Genomic DNA, 13,198 nt, shown 5'->3' on the forward strand with positions numbered 1-13,198 from the left:
CCTCCTGCCGGATGTGCTCACGAGCCAGTGCCGGGATCTCGAGGCCGGGAAGACGACGGGCGAGCGCGTGCTCCGGATCGCCACCCATCCTGCCGTGCGATCCCAAGGACTCGGGTCACGACTACTAGACGAAATCCGCGCGGCAAGCGAGCACGATGCGATCGACTGGCTCGGGGTCGGATACGGCGCGACGCCCGACCTCGTCAGTTTCTGGGACCGCAACGGCTTTTCGCCTGTGCATCTCGCGATCACCCGCAACGACCGCAGCGGCGAGCACTCCGCGCTGATGCTCGCACCGCTCTCGGAGCCCGGCCGCGATCTCCGTGACCGCCACGCTCGGTGGTTCACAGAGCGGATCGGCGGCCTGCTGACCGACTCGCTCGCCGACCTCGATCCAGACGTCGTTCGCGCCGTTCTCGGTGCGAATTCGGTCGAAGCGCCGCTCGATCTCTCGGCCCACGAGTGGCGCACGGTCGCGGCCGCGGCCTACGGCCCGGGGCTCGCCGCCATCGATCCCGACGCCTTCCGCCGGCTCGCACTCGCTCATTTCACCGATCCCGAGAGCGACCGGCTCTCGGCTCGTGAAGAACGCCTGCTCGTCGCCCGAATTCTCCAGAGCCGCTCGGTCGAGTGGGTGGCGGACGACCTCGGCTACGTCTCGACCCGAGAATGTCTGCGTGCGCTCGGCGACGCCTACCGGCCGCTGGTCGATCGGTACGGCGATGCAGCGGCCCACGAGGAACGCGATCGCTACGACTGATAGCCCCGACTCGGCCCCGCCGATCAGCCGAGAACGGTCCGCACCACGAGCCACGCGACACCGATCGCTGCCAGCGAGCCGAGGAGATTGACGATGGCGTTCGCCGCCGCTGCGGCAGACTCCCCCTGTTCCACGAGCCGAACCGTCTCGAACGAAAACGACGAAAAGGTGGTGAAAGACCCACAAGCGCCGGTCCCAAGGAAGAGGAGGATCTCCTCGCTAGCGCCGGCGAACGTCACGAGACCGAGCACGAAGCTCCCGAGAACGTTGACCGCGAGCGTTCCGAAGGGGTAGGTTTCGCTGTCGACGCGCTGGCTCACGTAAGTCCGACAGAGCGCGCCGACCGCGCCACCGGTGCCGACGAGATAGGCTGGATCGAGCGGGATCACTCGCCAGCCCCTCCGTCGACGCGCCGGGCGAGGCTGCGGCCCGCGAGCACCCCGGCGAATCCGAGCGTGTAGGTGACGAGCACGTTCGCAATCATCCACACCGGCTCGGCGAGCAGCGTGGTCTGGAGTGCGAACGTGCTGTAGGTCGTCAGCGAGGAGAGAAAGCCGGTGGCGACGACGGCCCGCGTCCGCTCGGCGAGCACGCCGGCGTAGACCGCCTCGTAGAGGACGAACCCGAGAGCGAAGCTTCCGACGACGTTGACGACGAGCGTTCCGGCGGGCCCGGGAATCATACGCGCCACGAGATACCGGAGGTTCGAGCCCGCAAACCCGCCGATACCGATCAGTACGATCGATTCGAGCGTCCGAAGCGGATGGGGTCCCGACATGGCTGTCTCCGAAAAGGAGTCATCAGCTGGGTAACCAGCGGTTGGGGCAGGCGGACTCCATCGCCCGATACCGTTCTCTCCGGAGCGACGGTATATCCGCGCTACGGAATCGTTCACGCCACGGTCGACACCGGTGTGACTAACCCGCGCGCCGTCCACGCTCCCGCATGGTCGATCCCCTCACGATCGTCGCGCTTGCGCTTCTCGTCGTCGGTGTCGCCGGCAGTGTCGTTCCGCTACTCCCGGGGGCGCTGCTGTCGCTCGCCGGTGTGTTGCTCTACTGGTGGCAGTCCGGGTACGCCGAACCAGGCCCGATCCTGCTCGTCGTCTTGGTGCTCGTGGGTCTCGTCGGTGTGATCGCCGACTACTTCGCCGGTGCGGTCTCGGCCGCAGCGGGCGGCGCGTCGACGGTCACGACCGTGTTCGCGGCGATCGTCGGCATCGTCCTCTTCTTCGTTGTCGGCCCGCTCGGCGTCATCGTCGGTGTGATGGGAACCGTGTTCGTCGTCGAGTTCTACCGCCACCAAGACCCCGAGCAGAGCCTCCGAACCGCGATCTACGCCGCCATCGGGATGCTCGCCTCGACGGTGATCCAGGCACTGCTGACAGTGACGATACTCGTGACGATGGTGCTCGTCCACTTCCTCTGAGACCGACAAGCGGATCGCGCCATAACGGTTGTAACATCGCGCCGCGTACGTCGCCTATGACGACGTGCGCCGAGGCGGAGTGCGAGGAGCTGGCAGCGGTGCGGCTCCACGTGCCGTGGGACGCGAACCGAGAGGTCTGTACGGCCCACGCTCGCGCGCTGGTCCAGCAAGAAGGCATCGTCGCGGAGCCGCTGGAGGATGCGGCCGAGGAGTGGCGTTGATCGTTCCTGATTTCCGACGTTGGCTACGGTCCGAGCGCCATCATCACCTCGTCGATGTACTCCTCGCCGATCTTGTAGTGACCTTCGCGCGTGGCCTCAACCTCGCCGCCGTGGGCCTCGAAGAACGCGATCGCGTCCTCGTTGGTCGAGGGGATCGAGTTGTAGATCTTCTCGTAGCCGTTTTGCTCCGCCCAACCGAGCCCTCGATCGAGGAGTCGGCCGCCGATCCCGTGTCCTTGATACTCTTCAAGCACGCCGAGGGTGAGCTCGGCGGTATGAGAGAGCTTTTCGAGCTCGGGTGCATCGAGGTGGATCCACCCAACCACCTCGTCGCCCACCGTGGCGACGAAGAACATCCGCGAGCGGACCGCGTTCTCCCGCACGAGGGCCTCCTCGTGATCGACAACGTCCGCGACGCTCTCCGCGACGGTGTAGGTCTTTTCGCCGGCGACCTGACGGATCACGCCAACCAGTCCGGAACGGTCGGTCTCGATCGCGGGCCGGATGGTGTACTCCACGCCCTCCTGCTCGAACGTCTCCTCGTCGGCCGCGTCGCTCCCTTCGAACGCCGCCTCGACCATCCCGGCGGATTCGTGGACGAGACCGTCGCGCTTCAGGATCGCGAGGTGGTGTCTGAATCCGCTGGGATCGAGTCCGAGTCTGTCCCGGACCTCGGTAGCTTCGACCGGATCGTCGGCGTCCTCGATGTACTGGTAGATGCTCTTTCGGTCCTCGTGGGTGAACTCGAACGCCTCCGATACTTGCATGGAACCCGGTAGCACACCACGTCACTTAACGGTTCCCCGGTTCCACGAAGACACCCCGAGCCCGAAATCCGTCGGTGATCTCGTCCGACGTTGCAGTCACACCGGATCGGTGGTCCTGTTTCGTGGGATCGGTTAGCAACCGTCCGCGTCGGACAGGTCTTCGGGCCCCGTTCTGCAGCCACGTTCACAGTCACTCAGAAACTGCTTCGGTCGGCGAGACGTCGAACCGTTTCTCGAACTGCTGGACCGCCTCATCGGTTCCAACGATCACGAGCCGTTCGTCGCCCGTGAACTCGCGCTGGGGGTCGACGGTGCTGGAAAACTCAGAGTTGTCCGTCACAGCGATCACCCGACAGCCAGTGGTCTCGTAGATATCCGACTCGGCAAGCGTCGATCCGGCAAACGGGGACGCAGAAACACGGACGAAGCGGACCTGACTCGCCGGTGCGAGCACGTCCTCGCCGCGAAGCTCCCTTGCGATCATCCTCGCACTCACTCGGGGAACCGAGAGAACGTAGTCGGCCCCGGCGCTCAACGCTTTTCCCGTCGTATCCGTATCGCTCACCCGAACCAGTATCTCGATGTCCGGATTCAGCGACCGCGCGAGCACCGTGGTCAACAGCGATGACGAGTCGTCAGGAAGTCCGATGATGATCGCACCCGCGGTTTCGATACCGGCTTCGTACAGCACCTCTCTCTCTCCCGCATCGCCGACGACGTCGACCGACTCGCGGTCTTCGATATCGATCGTCACGTTGTCGATTCCCGCCTCGGCGATGGTCGACTGTGTCGCCTCACCGCCTTCGCCCAAACCGGCGAGGACGACACGCTCGTGGTGACGGAGCGACCGCGCGGGCCTGGTGAAGTCACTCACCTCCTCCAAGGCACTGTGCTCGCCCGATACCAACAGCACCGTGTTCGGGCGGATGATCGCGTCGGGAGACGGCGGTAGTTGGAGTTCTCCGTCGATCCACGCACCGACGATGTTTGCCCCCGTTCGTTCCCTGATGTTCGAGTCGCGGATCCGCGTTTCGACCAGCTGGCTCCCCGGATGAACCGGTATCTCGGTTACTTCGATGTCGCCTCCCAGGCCGACTGTGTCCGTGAGTTGGGATCGCAACGAGGAAACCGCCTTCTCGGCGAGTCTGTAACCCAACACTCCGCGCGGCGAGAGAACGGTGTCCGCACCCGAGTCCAGCAACACGTCCCGCATGTCGTCGTCATCAGTGAGGACGATCGTCTCGATGTCGGGGCGGAGGGTTCGCACCGTCAGAATCGTGTCGACGTTCGCATCGCCCGCATCGGCGATGACTGCCCGAGCGGAATCGATACTGGCTCGCTCGAACGCCTCCGTGTCCTGCGGCGAGCCATGGATGACCGAATACTCCTCGTCGGAGAGGTCTCTGGCGTTTTCTTCGGAGGACGAGATCAGCACGTACTCGATATCTAGCTCCCGGAGTTCGTCGAGAAGCACGGCTGAGTCACGCCGATACTCGCAGATGATGACGTGGTCCTCCTTGGGCGTGAGTCGACTGTCGAGGTCGACCTCGGTTCGGCTGTACAGCGGGATCACGAGGACTCGAAGCGTGAAGAAACTGACCGCGATGCCGGCGATCTGGGCCAGTACGACGAACAGGAACATCAGTGGATGGCTCCATATCCCCGAGTCCTGACCGTAGCCGGTCGTCGTCATCGTTTGGATGACGAACTCGAGCGAGGCGAAGATCGATTGATCCACCCCCTCTAGCCGTTCCAGCGCGACGTTGTACGCGACCGTCGACCCGACGACGAAGAGCCCGAGCCCGACGAAGAAGTAGGCGACGCGTCGATTCCGCCGAGAGAGTTCGATTTCCGATAGTGACGTGGGGAAGGAGACCATCGTGAGCTAGTGGCGATTTTCGACCGTTCCGGATGAAAAGCGTTCGTACTCACCACTCTCGTCAAGGCCAATAGAACGGTGAGTGGGGGGTGTTTCGTGTCTCTGGAGCAGCGCGAATCGAGTCGCCGCTATCGGCCGGGTCACGTGCGTGCCGGCACCCGTGTCAGCAACTGGGCGGTATCCCGGATGTTGTTAGTATCGAGCAACAGCTCGGCCGCCCGCCGAACCGTGACGTCGGGCTCCATCTCGACACCGTAGCAGCGGGCGTACAGCGCGAGCCAGGCGTTCGTCGCTCGGTGAATCTGTTCGAGTTCCGCGGCCGAGAACTCGACATCCCACTCGGCGGTCCGCGCTTCGAGGTACAGCGCCACAAGCGGGCCGAGACCCTCCCGAAGAAACGCCATCGCGCGCGCCTCGTCCGGCGGATCCGAAGGCGGATCGAACTCCCGACGGTCGCGCTCTGCCTGCTCTGCGAACCCCGCGATCCGGTCGGCGTAGCCCGACGTCATCTGCGATGAGGACCGGCCCGTTCCAGCACCGAGTGCCGGTCCATCAGCCTTCCCTGAACTCGACGCCCTTGCCGCCACGGGGGTGTTCCCACTGGGTGTCGGCGACGATGGCGCAGGTCCCGCACTCGACGCAGGGCTGGGTGTCGAGGCTCACGACGCGCTTCTCGTCACCATTGGTTTGGACCGTCTCGTCGCGGTAGCAGCCGCCGCCGTAGTCCATCGCGCTCACCGGGCAGGCCGTGACGGCCGCGCCGCTCGCCTCGAAGGAGTTGTCATCGACGACGATGTGAGGGTTGCCCACGTCCGTGTCGTAGGTCAGATCGCCGATGCGTTCCTCCAGGCTCGGCGGTTCGACGGTGGACTCGGCTTCGACTTTCGCGCCGAGTTCCTCGCCGATGAGGGTGGGTAGGGTGACGTACGGCGTCTTGGTGTCGGGCATCATCGTCGCGAGGTACGGCGAGCTATATGCCTTTTCGAGCAACCCAGCACGATCGGCCATCCGGACACCGAGCCGGCCGACCGACGAGTCGAGCGCCCGCTCGGCGAGTTGGGTCGCAGTATCGTTCTCGCCGAGCGTGCTCGCCACCTCGTACCGCGCGGGCCGGAGCTTCGCCATCACGCCCTCGTCGTGGAGCCGGCGCTCGTAGCGCTCGCCGGCCGAGTCCGGCTCCCCTCTGGAACGCGCCTCCACGAACGCCTCCGCAGCGAGCGCGCCAGCCGTCACCGCATGGTTCATTCCCTTGATGATCGGACCCTGGGCCTGCATCTGGCCACCCGCGTCGCCGACGAGTACCAACCGGCCCTGATGCGGCGACGGGTTCGCAGCCTTCTTCGAGTCGGGGACGAGTTTCGCCGAATACTCGCGCTCGTCGTATTCGTCGCCGAGCCATTGGGCGAGTACCGGATGGGTGAGGAGTGCGTCGAGCAAGTCCTGAACCTCGGCCTCCTCTTCCACGATACTGTCGAGGTGGAACACGTTCCCGATACAGAGTGAGTCCTGGTTGGTGTAGAGGAACCCGCCACCCCGGACGCCGTCGTAGAGGTCGCCCGAGAACAGGTGGGCCTCGCCCTCGTCGTCATCGATTCCGAACCGGTCGTTGATCGTATCGCCTGGCATGTCGACGACGGCCTTCACGCCCTGGAACCACTCCTCGGGCTCCTCCCAGTCCATCAGCCCCGCTTCGCGCGCGAGTTCGGAGTTCACGCCGTCCGCAGCGACGACGAAGTCGGCCTTTATTGGATCGAGCTCCTCGCACGTCACGCCGACGATCTCGCCGTCCTCTCGAAGAAGGCCGTCAACTTTCACCTCGGTCAGGAGGCCGCCGCCGGCCTCGCGCGTGATCTCGTGGACCTGCTCGGCCATCCACGAGTCCATCTTCCGCCGAAGGACTGCGTCGGCCCACTCGGTGTCGTGCTCGTGGCCGTCGGTGATGTCGAACGTTCGGACCTGCTCGCCCGCGATGTTGTGGATGTAGTAGTCGGTGACAGGCCGCTCGGTCGCATGCTCGCGAAAGCCCGGGAAGATGCCGTCGATCGTGTACGGCGCTGATTCCTCGGCGTAGATCAGTCCCCCCGTGACGTTCTTCGAGCCGGCGTCGACGCCCCGTTCGAGAACGACGGTCTCGACGCCGTTGCGCGCGAGCGTCGCGGCCGCCGCCGCGCCGCCCGGTCCCGCACCGACCACCACCGCCTCGTAGTGTTCGTAGTCGTCAGTCATCGGTTGCCCCTCCATCGGCCGCAACCGCCTCGACATCTAACTCGCCCGATTCCAGCGCTGCGGTGAGTTCCGGCAGCACCTCGAAGAGGTCGCCCTCCACGAAGAAATCCGAGAAGTCCCGAATGCGTGCGTCGGGATCGGTGTTGACCGCGACGATCGTCTCGGATTCGTCCATGCCGACCTTGTGCTGCACCGCCCCGGAGATCCCGGCGGCGATGTAGAGGTCGGGCTCGACGACCTGGCCCGTCTCGCCGATCTGGCGCTCCTCAGCCGTGTAGCGCTCGACGTGCCCGTCGAACTCATACGAACCCGTCACGATCCCGCGCGAGACCCCGAGTCCGGCATCCTCGAACGCGTCGGCGAGGTCGATGCCGAGTTCCATTCCCTTCGTGGGATCGTCGCCGATCCCCCGGCCCATCGCCACCACTACCTCGTGACCGGTCAGATCCACGCCCTCGTCCAACTGGTCGTGATCGGTGACCGAGACCCGGAGCCAGTCGTCGTCGAGTTCGAGATCGTGTTCGACCACCTCGCCCTCACGGTCGTGGTCGGGTTCAGGAAGGTCGAAGCTCCCTGGGATCACCGACGCGCCCTGGGGGTGGAACTCTCTGGTCGGATTGTCGAGACACAGGATGGTGGAGTACTCGAACCCCGAGAAGTCGGGGCGCTTCATGTGTAGCACCCGCTCGAACTCCTTTTTCGTGCCTGGCCGCCCGGTCTTCGCGGGGTTCGAGATCATCGCCTCCTCGATGTAGAGGTCCGAGCAGTCCGAGGCGAGTCCCGAGTCGAGTTCACCCTGGACCAGCGCCGAGAGGTCCCGCCCGTTGTTGGTCGCCGGGAACACCGTGTACCGGGGTTCGTCGTAGTCGCGCCAGTCCGCCTCGTTCGGTCCCTCGTCGGCGGTCGGGTCGCCACCCCACCGAGCCATGTCACAGAACAGCTCGGTGTAGGGCTTGTGCTGGAACCGTTCCAGCCGATCGTCTTCGTGATGAACCACCACGTCCGCACCGTAGGCGATCACGTCCTCGATGTGCTTCTCGACGTCGCTGCCGATCAGCACCGCGACGACTCGTTCGTCCGTCTCGTAGTCGTCGTTGTATGTGTCCATCAGGTCGCGAGCCTTCCCGAGCATCTCCTTCGAGACATCGATCAGCTCGCCCGCCTGAGTCTCGCAGTAGACCCACATGTCGCGGTAGTCGCCGTCCTCGATCGCCTTGACGTACTGCTTGTCCGCCGTCGGGTGGTCGAGATCGGGGTGTTTCTCCTCCGGCGGCACGACCTCGATCTCCTCGGGCGCTTCCTCCTCCTGGACCGAGTCGATCCGGTTCTGGATCAGGTTGACCGCCGCGCTCCGGTCCTCCCCGGACTGTTCGGCGTCGAGCACCTCCTGGAGTCGCTCCTCGTCGTCGATCCCCTGGAGCGCGTTGCCGAGTTCGGCGGTCGAGAGGTCGCTCGGATCAATCTCGCCCTCGGTCTCTTCGGCGTCCTCGGTGACCTTGTCGATCCGGCTCTCGATCAGCGTCTTCACGTTGTCGCGGTCCTCGCCGCTCTCCTCGGCCGCGAGGATAGCTTCGAGTTCGTCGGCGTCGTCGACGCCCTTGATCGCGGGGCCGAACTCCGCGATGTCGTACTCCGCGGGATCGAGCGCGAGATCGTCAGCGTCGCTTGCGCCGCTCGACTCGCCAGCGCCCTCGTCGCTCGCGGAGGTGGCCCCCTCCTGATCACCCTCGACCTCGTCGGCGGACTCGCGGTACTCGCCCTCGGTTTCGGTTCCCTCCTCGACCACCTCGCCCTCGGCGGGACCGACCTCGCGCATCCGCGCGCGGATCGCCTCTTGGGCCGTCTTTCGCTGCTGGCCGTCCTTCTCTGCATCAAGCATCCCTTCGAGCTCGCGAGGGCTGTCGATTGCGGCCAGTTCGTCTTGAAGCTGTTCGACGGTGTGCTCGCCAGGGTCGGTGGTTTCACTCATGTATCAATCACCCGCCGCCTCCGATCGTCCGCCAGCGAACGGCTGCATCGCTTCGAACACCTCGCTCATCTCCTCGCCGTCGTCGGGGTCGACCATCGTCGCCTCACGCTCGGCGGGCGCTTTCGGGATCGGGTCGACCGACGAGACGATCGTGGGCGATCCATCCAAACCGATGTAGTCCGGGTCGAGGTTCAGGTCCGCGTGATCCCACGTCGTCAGGTGCTCCTCGTGATCCTGAGCGCGCTCCTCGGTCTCCGCCTGAAGATCCTTGAGCGTCAGTCGGTGCGAGGCCTTGCGATACGTCGGCTCGAACTCGGGATCGGCGACGATGAACGCGGGCATCGGGGCCTCGACGGTCTCGATCTCCTCGATGTCGCCCTCGACGAGACGTTTTGCGCGGACCGTACCCTCGTCTTCGTCGACATCGAGCGCGACGACGTGGGTGATGATCGGCCAGTCGAGACACCAGCACGCCTGGGGGCCGGTGTGGCCGGTCTCGCCGTCGGCAGTCTTGAACCCCGCAAACACGAGGTCCGGCGTGTCGTCGAGTTTCTGGAGGCCGGTGGCGAGCGTGATCGCGGTGGCCCACGTGTCGGAGGCGGCGAGTTCACGATCCGAGAGGAGGTAGAGGTCGTCGGCGTAGACCGTCTCCATCGCCTCTCGGAGGACGTCGCCGTAGCCCGGCGGCCCCATGCTCATCACGCTGAGCTGGCCGCCGTGGCGGACCTTGGTCTGGAGGGCGGTCCGCAGCGCATGCTTGTCGTTGGGGTTCATCACCGTCGGAGTGTTTCCACGTTCGAGATGACCGTCCTCGTCGAACGCGACCTGTCCCTCGCGGAAATCCGGTACGCCTTTCGTCAGAACGACTGAGTGCATTGGTATGGATACTCCCGGGTGTCTCTCTCTGGCATAGCCTCCCGCCGACTATTACCGTGTTGGTCTGTCGTAGATTCTTGCCGGTACTCGATCGACGGTCCGCCGTCCAGTTCCTCGGTTCAGGTACGGCCTGCCCGGCCGGCGTCGACGTCGATTGCGTCCACGGGACAGACGTCGACGCACAGCATACAGTCGATGCACTGGGCTTCTTCTGCTGGGTCGGCCTTGATCTCGCTCTCGGGGTGATCGGGCGAGTCGACCCACTCGAAGACATCGACAGGACAGTCCTCCAGACAGGCCCCGTCGGCGATGCAGAGGTCGAAATCGACCGCGACGTGGGTACCGTGGATTCCCAGCTCGTCGGGTTCGTCCACCGGCCCCCAGACGTCGTGGCCCTCGTGTTCGTCGACGATCTCGCGGTTCTGTTCGAATTCGGGATCAATGGCCATCGGTACCGAAGGTCACGACAGGAGTCTACTTAAGCTTTGGACCAGCGACGCCTTCGGCAGGATCGATGCGTGGGTGGTGACCGACCACCGTCCAGGGACCAGGGTCAGTTCGGAATCCGCTACGAACCTGGTGAAGAAAACAGCGTCGACACGCGCGCGTTCTCCTTGAGGCGAATCCCGCCTGCCGGAACCGACAGCGGAACGCGTTCGAGTTCCCGGACGAACAGTGTGGGATGGAACGCGCCGCGATCGCGAACTGCATCGCGCGTCTGGCACACGAGCGGTTCGTCGGCGTGCACCGATTCGTTGAACAGGACGAGATACTGGCCCTCGTCGAGGTTCCACCACTCGTAGTCGTCGTTTGGGTTTCGTTTCTCGGTTTCGTGAGGCGTTGTCGTCGCGGCTTCGAGTTCGCCGCCGCCGAAATCGACACGACCTGATTCCTCGATTTCGTGGATGGCCGCGACCGTGAGATCGAGACCGTGGTCACCGACCTGAGTGTCCTCGTGGACGATCCCCTCGACGTACTCCGTAAGCGCTGTTCCGCTCATGATCGCCGGCCGTAGGGCCTACGGGCGGCAAAAGGTTGGTGGCCAGCGGGCCGATCCCTACGGATGCGCGAAGTACGCGACCGTCCGATCGTCTTCCTGGCGGTCGATCCGGGCGAAGCCGATCCGCTCGAACTGCACCATCTCGTCGGGGTCGTAGCTGGCAATTCCGGGTTCGGCGTGGCCTTCGACGTCGCCGTCAGGCGTTCGCAGGCGGAGGGGGTGATTGCTGTCTGCGGGGACCCAGTGGATCACCGGGACGTCCTCCTCTCGGACGACTTCGATCCCGTCACCGGTGAACTCGAAGGCGTCGCGGGTGTGGCGCACGGAGCCGTAGCCCTTGAGCCAGGCGCGCTGCCCGTTCGGCGGCACGTCGTCGGGTTCGACCAGCACCCCGCCCTCGACCGGGATCTCGCGGACGCCGCGCTCCTCGTGGTTCGGGTGGACCGGCGGTTCGCCGGTCTCGGGGCCATTGATGACGGCTTTCTCGACTCCATCCCGAACGAGAAAGGCACGGTCCGTCGCGTCGTCGATCCGGTCACGGTTTGCGGCGTAGATCGAACTCATCGCGAGATCCACATTGGAAGTCGATGTCCCGAGGTTCGCCATCGCGTCGGTGATGGCTCCGCCGCGAATCCCGCGCCGGCGGAGGCTCGCGATGGTTGGCGCGCGCGGGTCATCCCAGCCGTCGAGATCGCCCGTCTCGATGAGCGCCTTGATCGTCGAGGTGCTCATCTTCACGTCGTAGGCGTCGATCTGGACGTGGCCCCAGTGGAGCACTTCGGGGTACTCCCAGTCGAAGTAGTCGTAAAGGAATCCCTGGCGCTTTGCGGAGTCCTGGAGGTCGATTCCGCGGATGACGTGAGTGATTCCGAACAGGTGGTCGTCGATTCCCGACTGGAAGTCGAGCAGGGGCCAGCAGCGGTACTCGCCCGCTTCCTCACGGGGGTGTGGCGTATCGATCATCCGGAAAGCGACCCAGTCCCGGAGTGCAGGGTTCTTGTGCTCGATGTCGGTTCGGACTCTGAGGACCATCTCGCCTGCCGCATACTCGCCGTCGACCATCGCTTCGAACTCCTCGCGGGTGGTTTCGGCGTCTTTGTCGCGGTGGGGACACGCCTCACCGTTGTTCTTCAAGTCGGAGAACTCCGCGGCAGGGCACGAGCAGGTGTACGCGCCGCCGTGGTCGATCAATGCGCGCGCGTGCTCGTAGTACGTCTCCATCCGGTCGGAGGCGCGAACCGCCTCGTCGGGTTCGAACCCCAGATAGTCGATCGCGTCGAGGATCGCGTCGTAGGCTTCGAGATCGGGGCGTTTGGTTTCGGGATCGGTGTCGTCGAACCGGCAGAGCATCCAGCCGTCATAGCGTTCCTTGTACCGACCGACGACGGCGGGCATGCGTGCGTGACCGATGTGCCACGGGCCGTTGGGGTTGGGTGCGAGGCGCATTCGAACATCCGTGTCCTCGTCGACGTTCGGCAGGTCGGGGAGTGCGCGGTCGTCGGTCTCGTCCTCGCTTTCGAGTTCGGTGAGCTGGTCGGGCGCGACCACTTCGAGACGCTTCTCGCGACCCTCGGTGTCGAGTTCGTTCACCCGTTCGACGACCGGTGCGACGACGCCCGGTACCTCGTCGCCGTATTCTCGGAAATCGGGGTTTTCGCCCATCAGCGGGCCGACGACCGCCCCGACATCGGCCTCGCTGTCGTGTTTGACCGCGTTGAGCAGGGCGTGTTTCTCGGCCTCGTGTTCGATTCGTTCGCGGAGTTCGTCGTTCATTGGCGATACCTCAGCCGCCCGCGACGAAAACCCGTCGGGTTCGCGCGGCGGTTGCGGTGCGGCTGCGGTGGCGGTCGGCGGTTGCGGCCGTGGCGGTGATGTGGTGGCGGGCCTGGCGGATGAAGGGCGAGCTGCGCGAGCGAACGCAGTGAGCGCACATCGAGGGCTTCGGTGGTGCTGTGCGGTGGCGGGTATGAGCGGTGTCGTCCGCGCGAGCGCAGCGAGTGCGGTTCGCCGCGAGCGAACGGAGTGAGCGAGCGGATGTTTTTAGTCCAGGTTTTTACGAGGAGAGGTGCCCA

The 13,198-nt window shown here is 65.0% G+C and carries 14 protein-coding genes and 1 riboswitch; of the genes, 3 read left to right on the plus strand and 11 right to left on the minus strand.

Annotation, left to right across the window (positions count from 1 at the left end; genetic code table 11):
* The coding region (locus C449_RS01370) for a GNAT family N-acetyltransferase (RefSeq protein ID WP_006076080.1) at nt 1-760 on the plus strand (760 nt) is incomplete at its 5' end.
* A gap of 23 nt (nt 761-783) precedes the next feature.
* On the opposite strand, the gene crcB (C449_RS01375) is transcribed toward C449_RS01370, so the two are convergent.
* Nucleotides 784-1,149 (minus strand): fluoride efflux transporter CrcB, encoded by a 366-nt coding sequence (gene crcB, locus C449_RS01375; protein ID WP_006076081.1) that lies wholly within the window; start codon nt 1,147-1,149, stop codon nt 784-786.
* Nucleotides 1,146-1,538, minus strand: a complete 393-nt coding sequence (crcB, locus tag C449_RS01380; RefSeq protein ID WP_006076082.1) for a fluoride efflux transporter CrcB — start codon at nt 1,536-1,538, stop codon at nt 1,146-1,148. The genes crcB (C449_RS01375) and crcB (C449_RS01380) overlap by 4 nt, the downstream gene beginning before the upstream one ends.
* Nucleotides 1,539-1,544: 6 nt before the next feature.
* Nucleotides 1,545-1,612, minus strand: a riboswitch (Fluoride riboswitch).
* Nucleotides 1,613-1,705: 93 nt separating this feature from the next.
* On the opposite strand from crcB (C449_RS01380), the gene C449_RS01385 reads away from it, so the two are divergent.
* Nucleotides 1,706-2,188, plus strand: coding sequence for a DUF456 domain-containing protein (locus C449_RS01385; protein WP_006076083.1), 483 nt, complete (start codon nt 1,706-1,708; stop codon nt 2,186-2,188).
* Nucleotides 2,189-2,244: 56 nt separating this feature from the next.
* A complete protein-coding gene (locus C449_RS18190; protein WP_006076084.1) occupies nt 2,245-2,409 on the plus strand; it encodes a hypothetical protein in 165 nt (54 codons plus the stop codon).
* Nucleotides 2,410-2,432: 23 nt separating this feature from the next.
* Here C449_RS18190 and C449_RS01390 read toward each other — a convergent pair whose 3' ends face one another.
* The 9 genes from C449_RS01390 to C449_RS01430 all read right to left on the minus strand — a co-directional run bounded on the left by C449_RS01390 (nt 2,433) and on the right by C449_RS01430 (nt 12,899).
* A complete protein-coding gene (locus C449_RS01390; protein WP_006076085.1) occupies nt 2,433-3,176 on the minus strand; it encodes a GNAT family N-acetyltransferase in 744 nt (247 codons plus the stop codon).
* A gap of 190 nt (nt 3,177-3,366) precedes the next feature.
* The gene (locus C449_RS01395) at nt 3,367-5,055 is read right to left on the minus strand and encodes a potassium channel family protein (RefSeq protein WP_006076086.1); all 1,689 of its coding nucleotides are present in this window, start codon (nt 5,053-5,055) and stop codon (nt 3,367-3,369) included.
* 140 nt (nt 5,056-5,195) lie between these two features.
* Nucleotides 5,196-5,564, minus strand: a complete 369-nt coding sequence (locus C449_RS01400) for a hypothetical protein (protein ID WP_006076087.1) — start codon at nt 5,562-5,564, stop codon at nt 5,196-5,198.
* A 43-nt stretch (nt 5,565-5,607) separates the two neighbouring features.
* Nucleotides 5,608-7,281, minus strand: a complete 1,674-nt coding sequence (locus C449_RS01405) for an FAD-dependent monooxygenase (RefSeq protein ID WP_049913805.1) — start codon at nt 7,279-7,281, stop codon at nt 5,608-5,610.
* Nucleotides 7,274-9,250, minus strand: coding sequence for an electron transfer flavoprotein subunit alpha/FixB family protein (locus C449_RS01410; protein ID WP_006076089.1), 1,977 nt, complete (start codon nt 9,248-9,250; stop codon nt 7,274-7,276). The genes C449_RS01405 and C449_RS01410 overlap by 8 nt, the downstream gene beginning before the upstream one ends.
* 3 nt (nt 9,251-9,253) lie before the next feature.
* A complete protein-coding gene (locus tag C449_RS01415; RefSeq protein WP_006076090.1) occupies nt 9,254-10,126 on the minus strand; it encodes an electron transfer flavoprotein subunit beta/FixA family protein in 873 nt (290 codons plus the stop codon).
* A 119-nt stretch (nt 10,127-10,245) separates the two neighbouring features.
* The gene (locus C449_RS01420; RefSeq protein ID WP_006076091.1) at nt 10,246-10,575 is read right to left on the minus strand and encodes a 4Fe-4S dicluster domain-containing protein; all 330 of its coding nucleotides are present in this window, start codon (nt 10,573-10,575) and stop codon (nt 10,246-10,248) included.
* A gap of 119 nt (nt 10,576-10,694) precedes the next feature.
* Nucleotides 10,695-11,126, minus strand: coding sequence for a hypothetical protein (locus C449_RS01425; RefSeq protein WP_006076092.1), 432 nt, complete (start codon nt 11,124-11,126; stop codon nt 10,695-10,697).
* Between the two features lie 57 nt (nt 11,127-11,183).
* Nucleotides 11,184-12,899, minus strand: coding sequence for a glutamate--tRNA ligase (locus C449_RS01430; protein WP_006076093.1), 1,716 nt, complete (start codon nt 12,897-12,899; stop codon nt 11,184-11,186).
* Between the last annotated feature and the right edge of the window lie 299 nt (nt 12,900-13,198).

The sequence above is a fragment of the Halococcus saccharolyticus DSM 5350 genome, assembly GCF_000336915.1.
GTDB classification, from domain to species: Archaea; Halobacteriota; Halobacteria; order Halobacteriales; family Halococcaceae; genus Halococcus; species Halococcus saccharolyticus.

Coding starts and splice junctions, on each gene's coding strand:
- C449_RS01390 (WP_006076085.1), bottom strand. CDS start 3,176: ATGCAAGTATCGGAGGCGTTCGAGTTCACCCACGAGGACCGAAAGAGC.
- C449_RS18190 (WP_006076084.1), top strand. CDS start 2,245: ATGACGACGTGCGCCGAGGCGGAGTGCGAGGAGCTGGCAGCGGTGCGG.
- C449_RS01405 (WP_049913805.1), bottom strand. CDS start 7,281: ATGACTGACGACTACGAACACTACGAGGCGGTGGTGGTCGGTGCGGGA.
- C449_RS01395 (WP_006076086.1), bottom strand. CDS start 5,055: ATGGTCTCCTTCCCCACGTCACTATCGGAAATCGAACTCTCTCGGCGG.
- C449_RS01410 (WP_006076089.1), bottom strand. CDS start 9,250: ATGAGTGAAACCACCGACCCTGGCGAGCACACCGTCGAACAGCTTCAA.
- C449_RS01430 (WP_006076093.1), bottom strand. CDS start 12,899: ATGAACGACGAACTCCGCGAACGAATCGAACACGAGGCCGAGAAACAC.
- crcB (WP_006076082.1), bottom strand. CDS start 1,538: ATGTCGGGACCCCATCCGCTTCGGACGCTCGAATCGATCGTACTGATC.
- C449_RS01425 (WP_006076092.1), bottom strand. CDS start 11,126: ATGAGCGGAACAGCGCTTACGGAGTACGTCGAGGGGATCGTCCACGAG.
- C449_RS01385 (WP_006076083.1), top strand. CDS start 1,706: ATGGTCGATCCCCTCACGATCGTCGCGCTTGCGCTTCTCGTCGTCGGT.
- C449_RS01420 (WP_006076091.1), bottom strand. CDS start 10,575: ATGGCCATTGATCCCGAATTCGAACAGAACCGCGAGATCGTCGACGAA.
- C449_RS01400 (WP_006076087.1), bottom strand. CDS start 5,564: ATGACGTCGGGCTACGCCGACCGGATCGCGGGGTTCGCAGAGCAGGCA.
- C449_RS01415 (WP_006076090.1), bottom strand. CDS start 10,126: ATGCACTCAGTCGTTCTGACGAAAGGCGTACCGGATTTCCGCGAGGGA.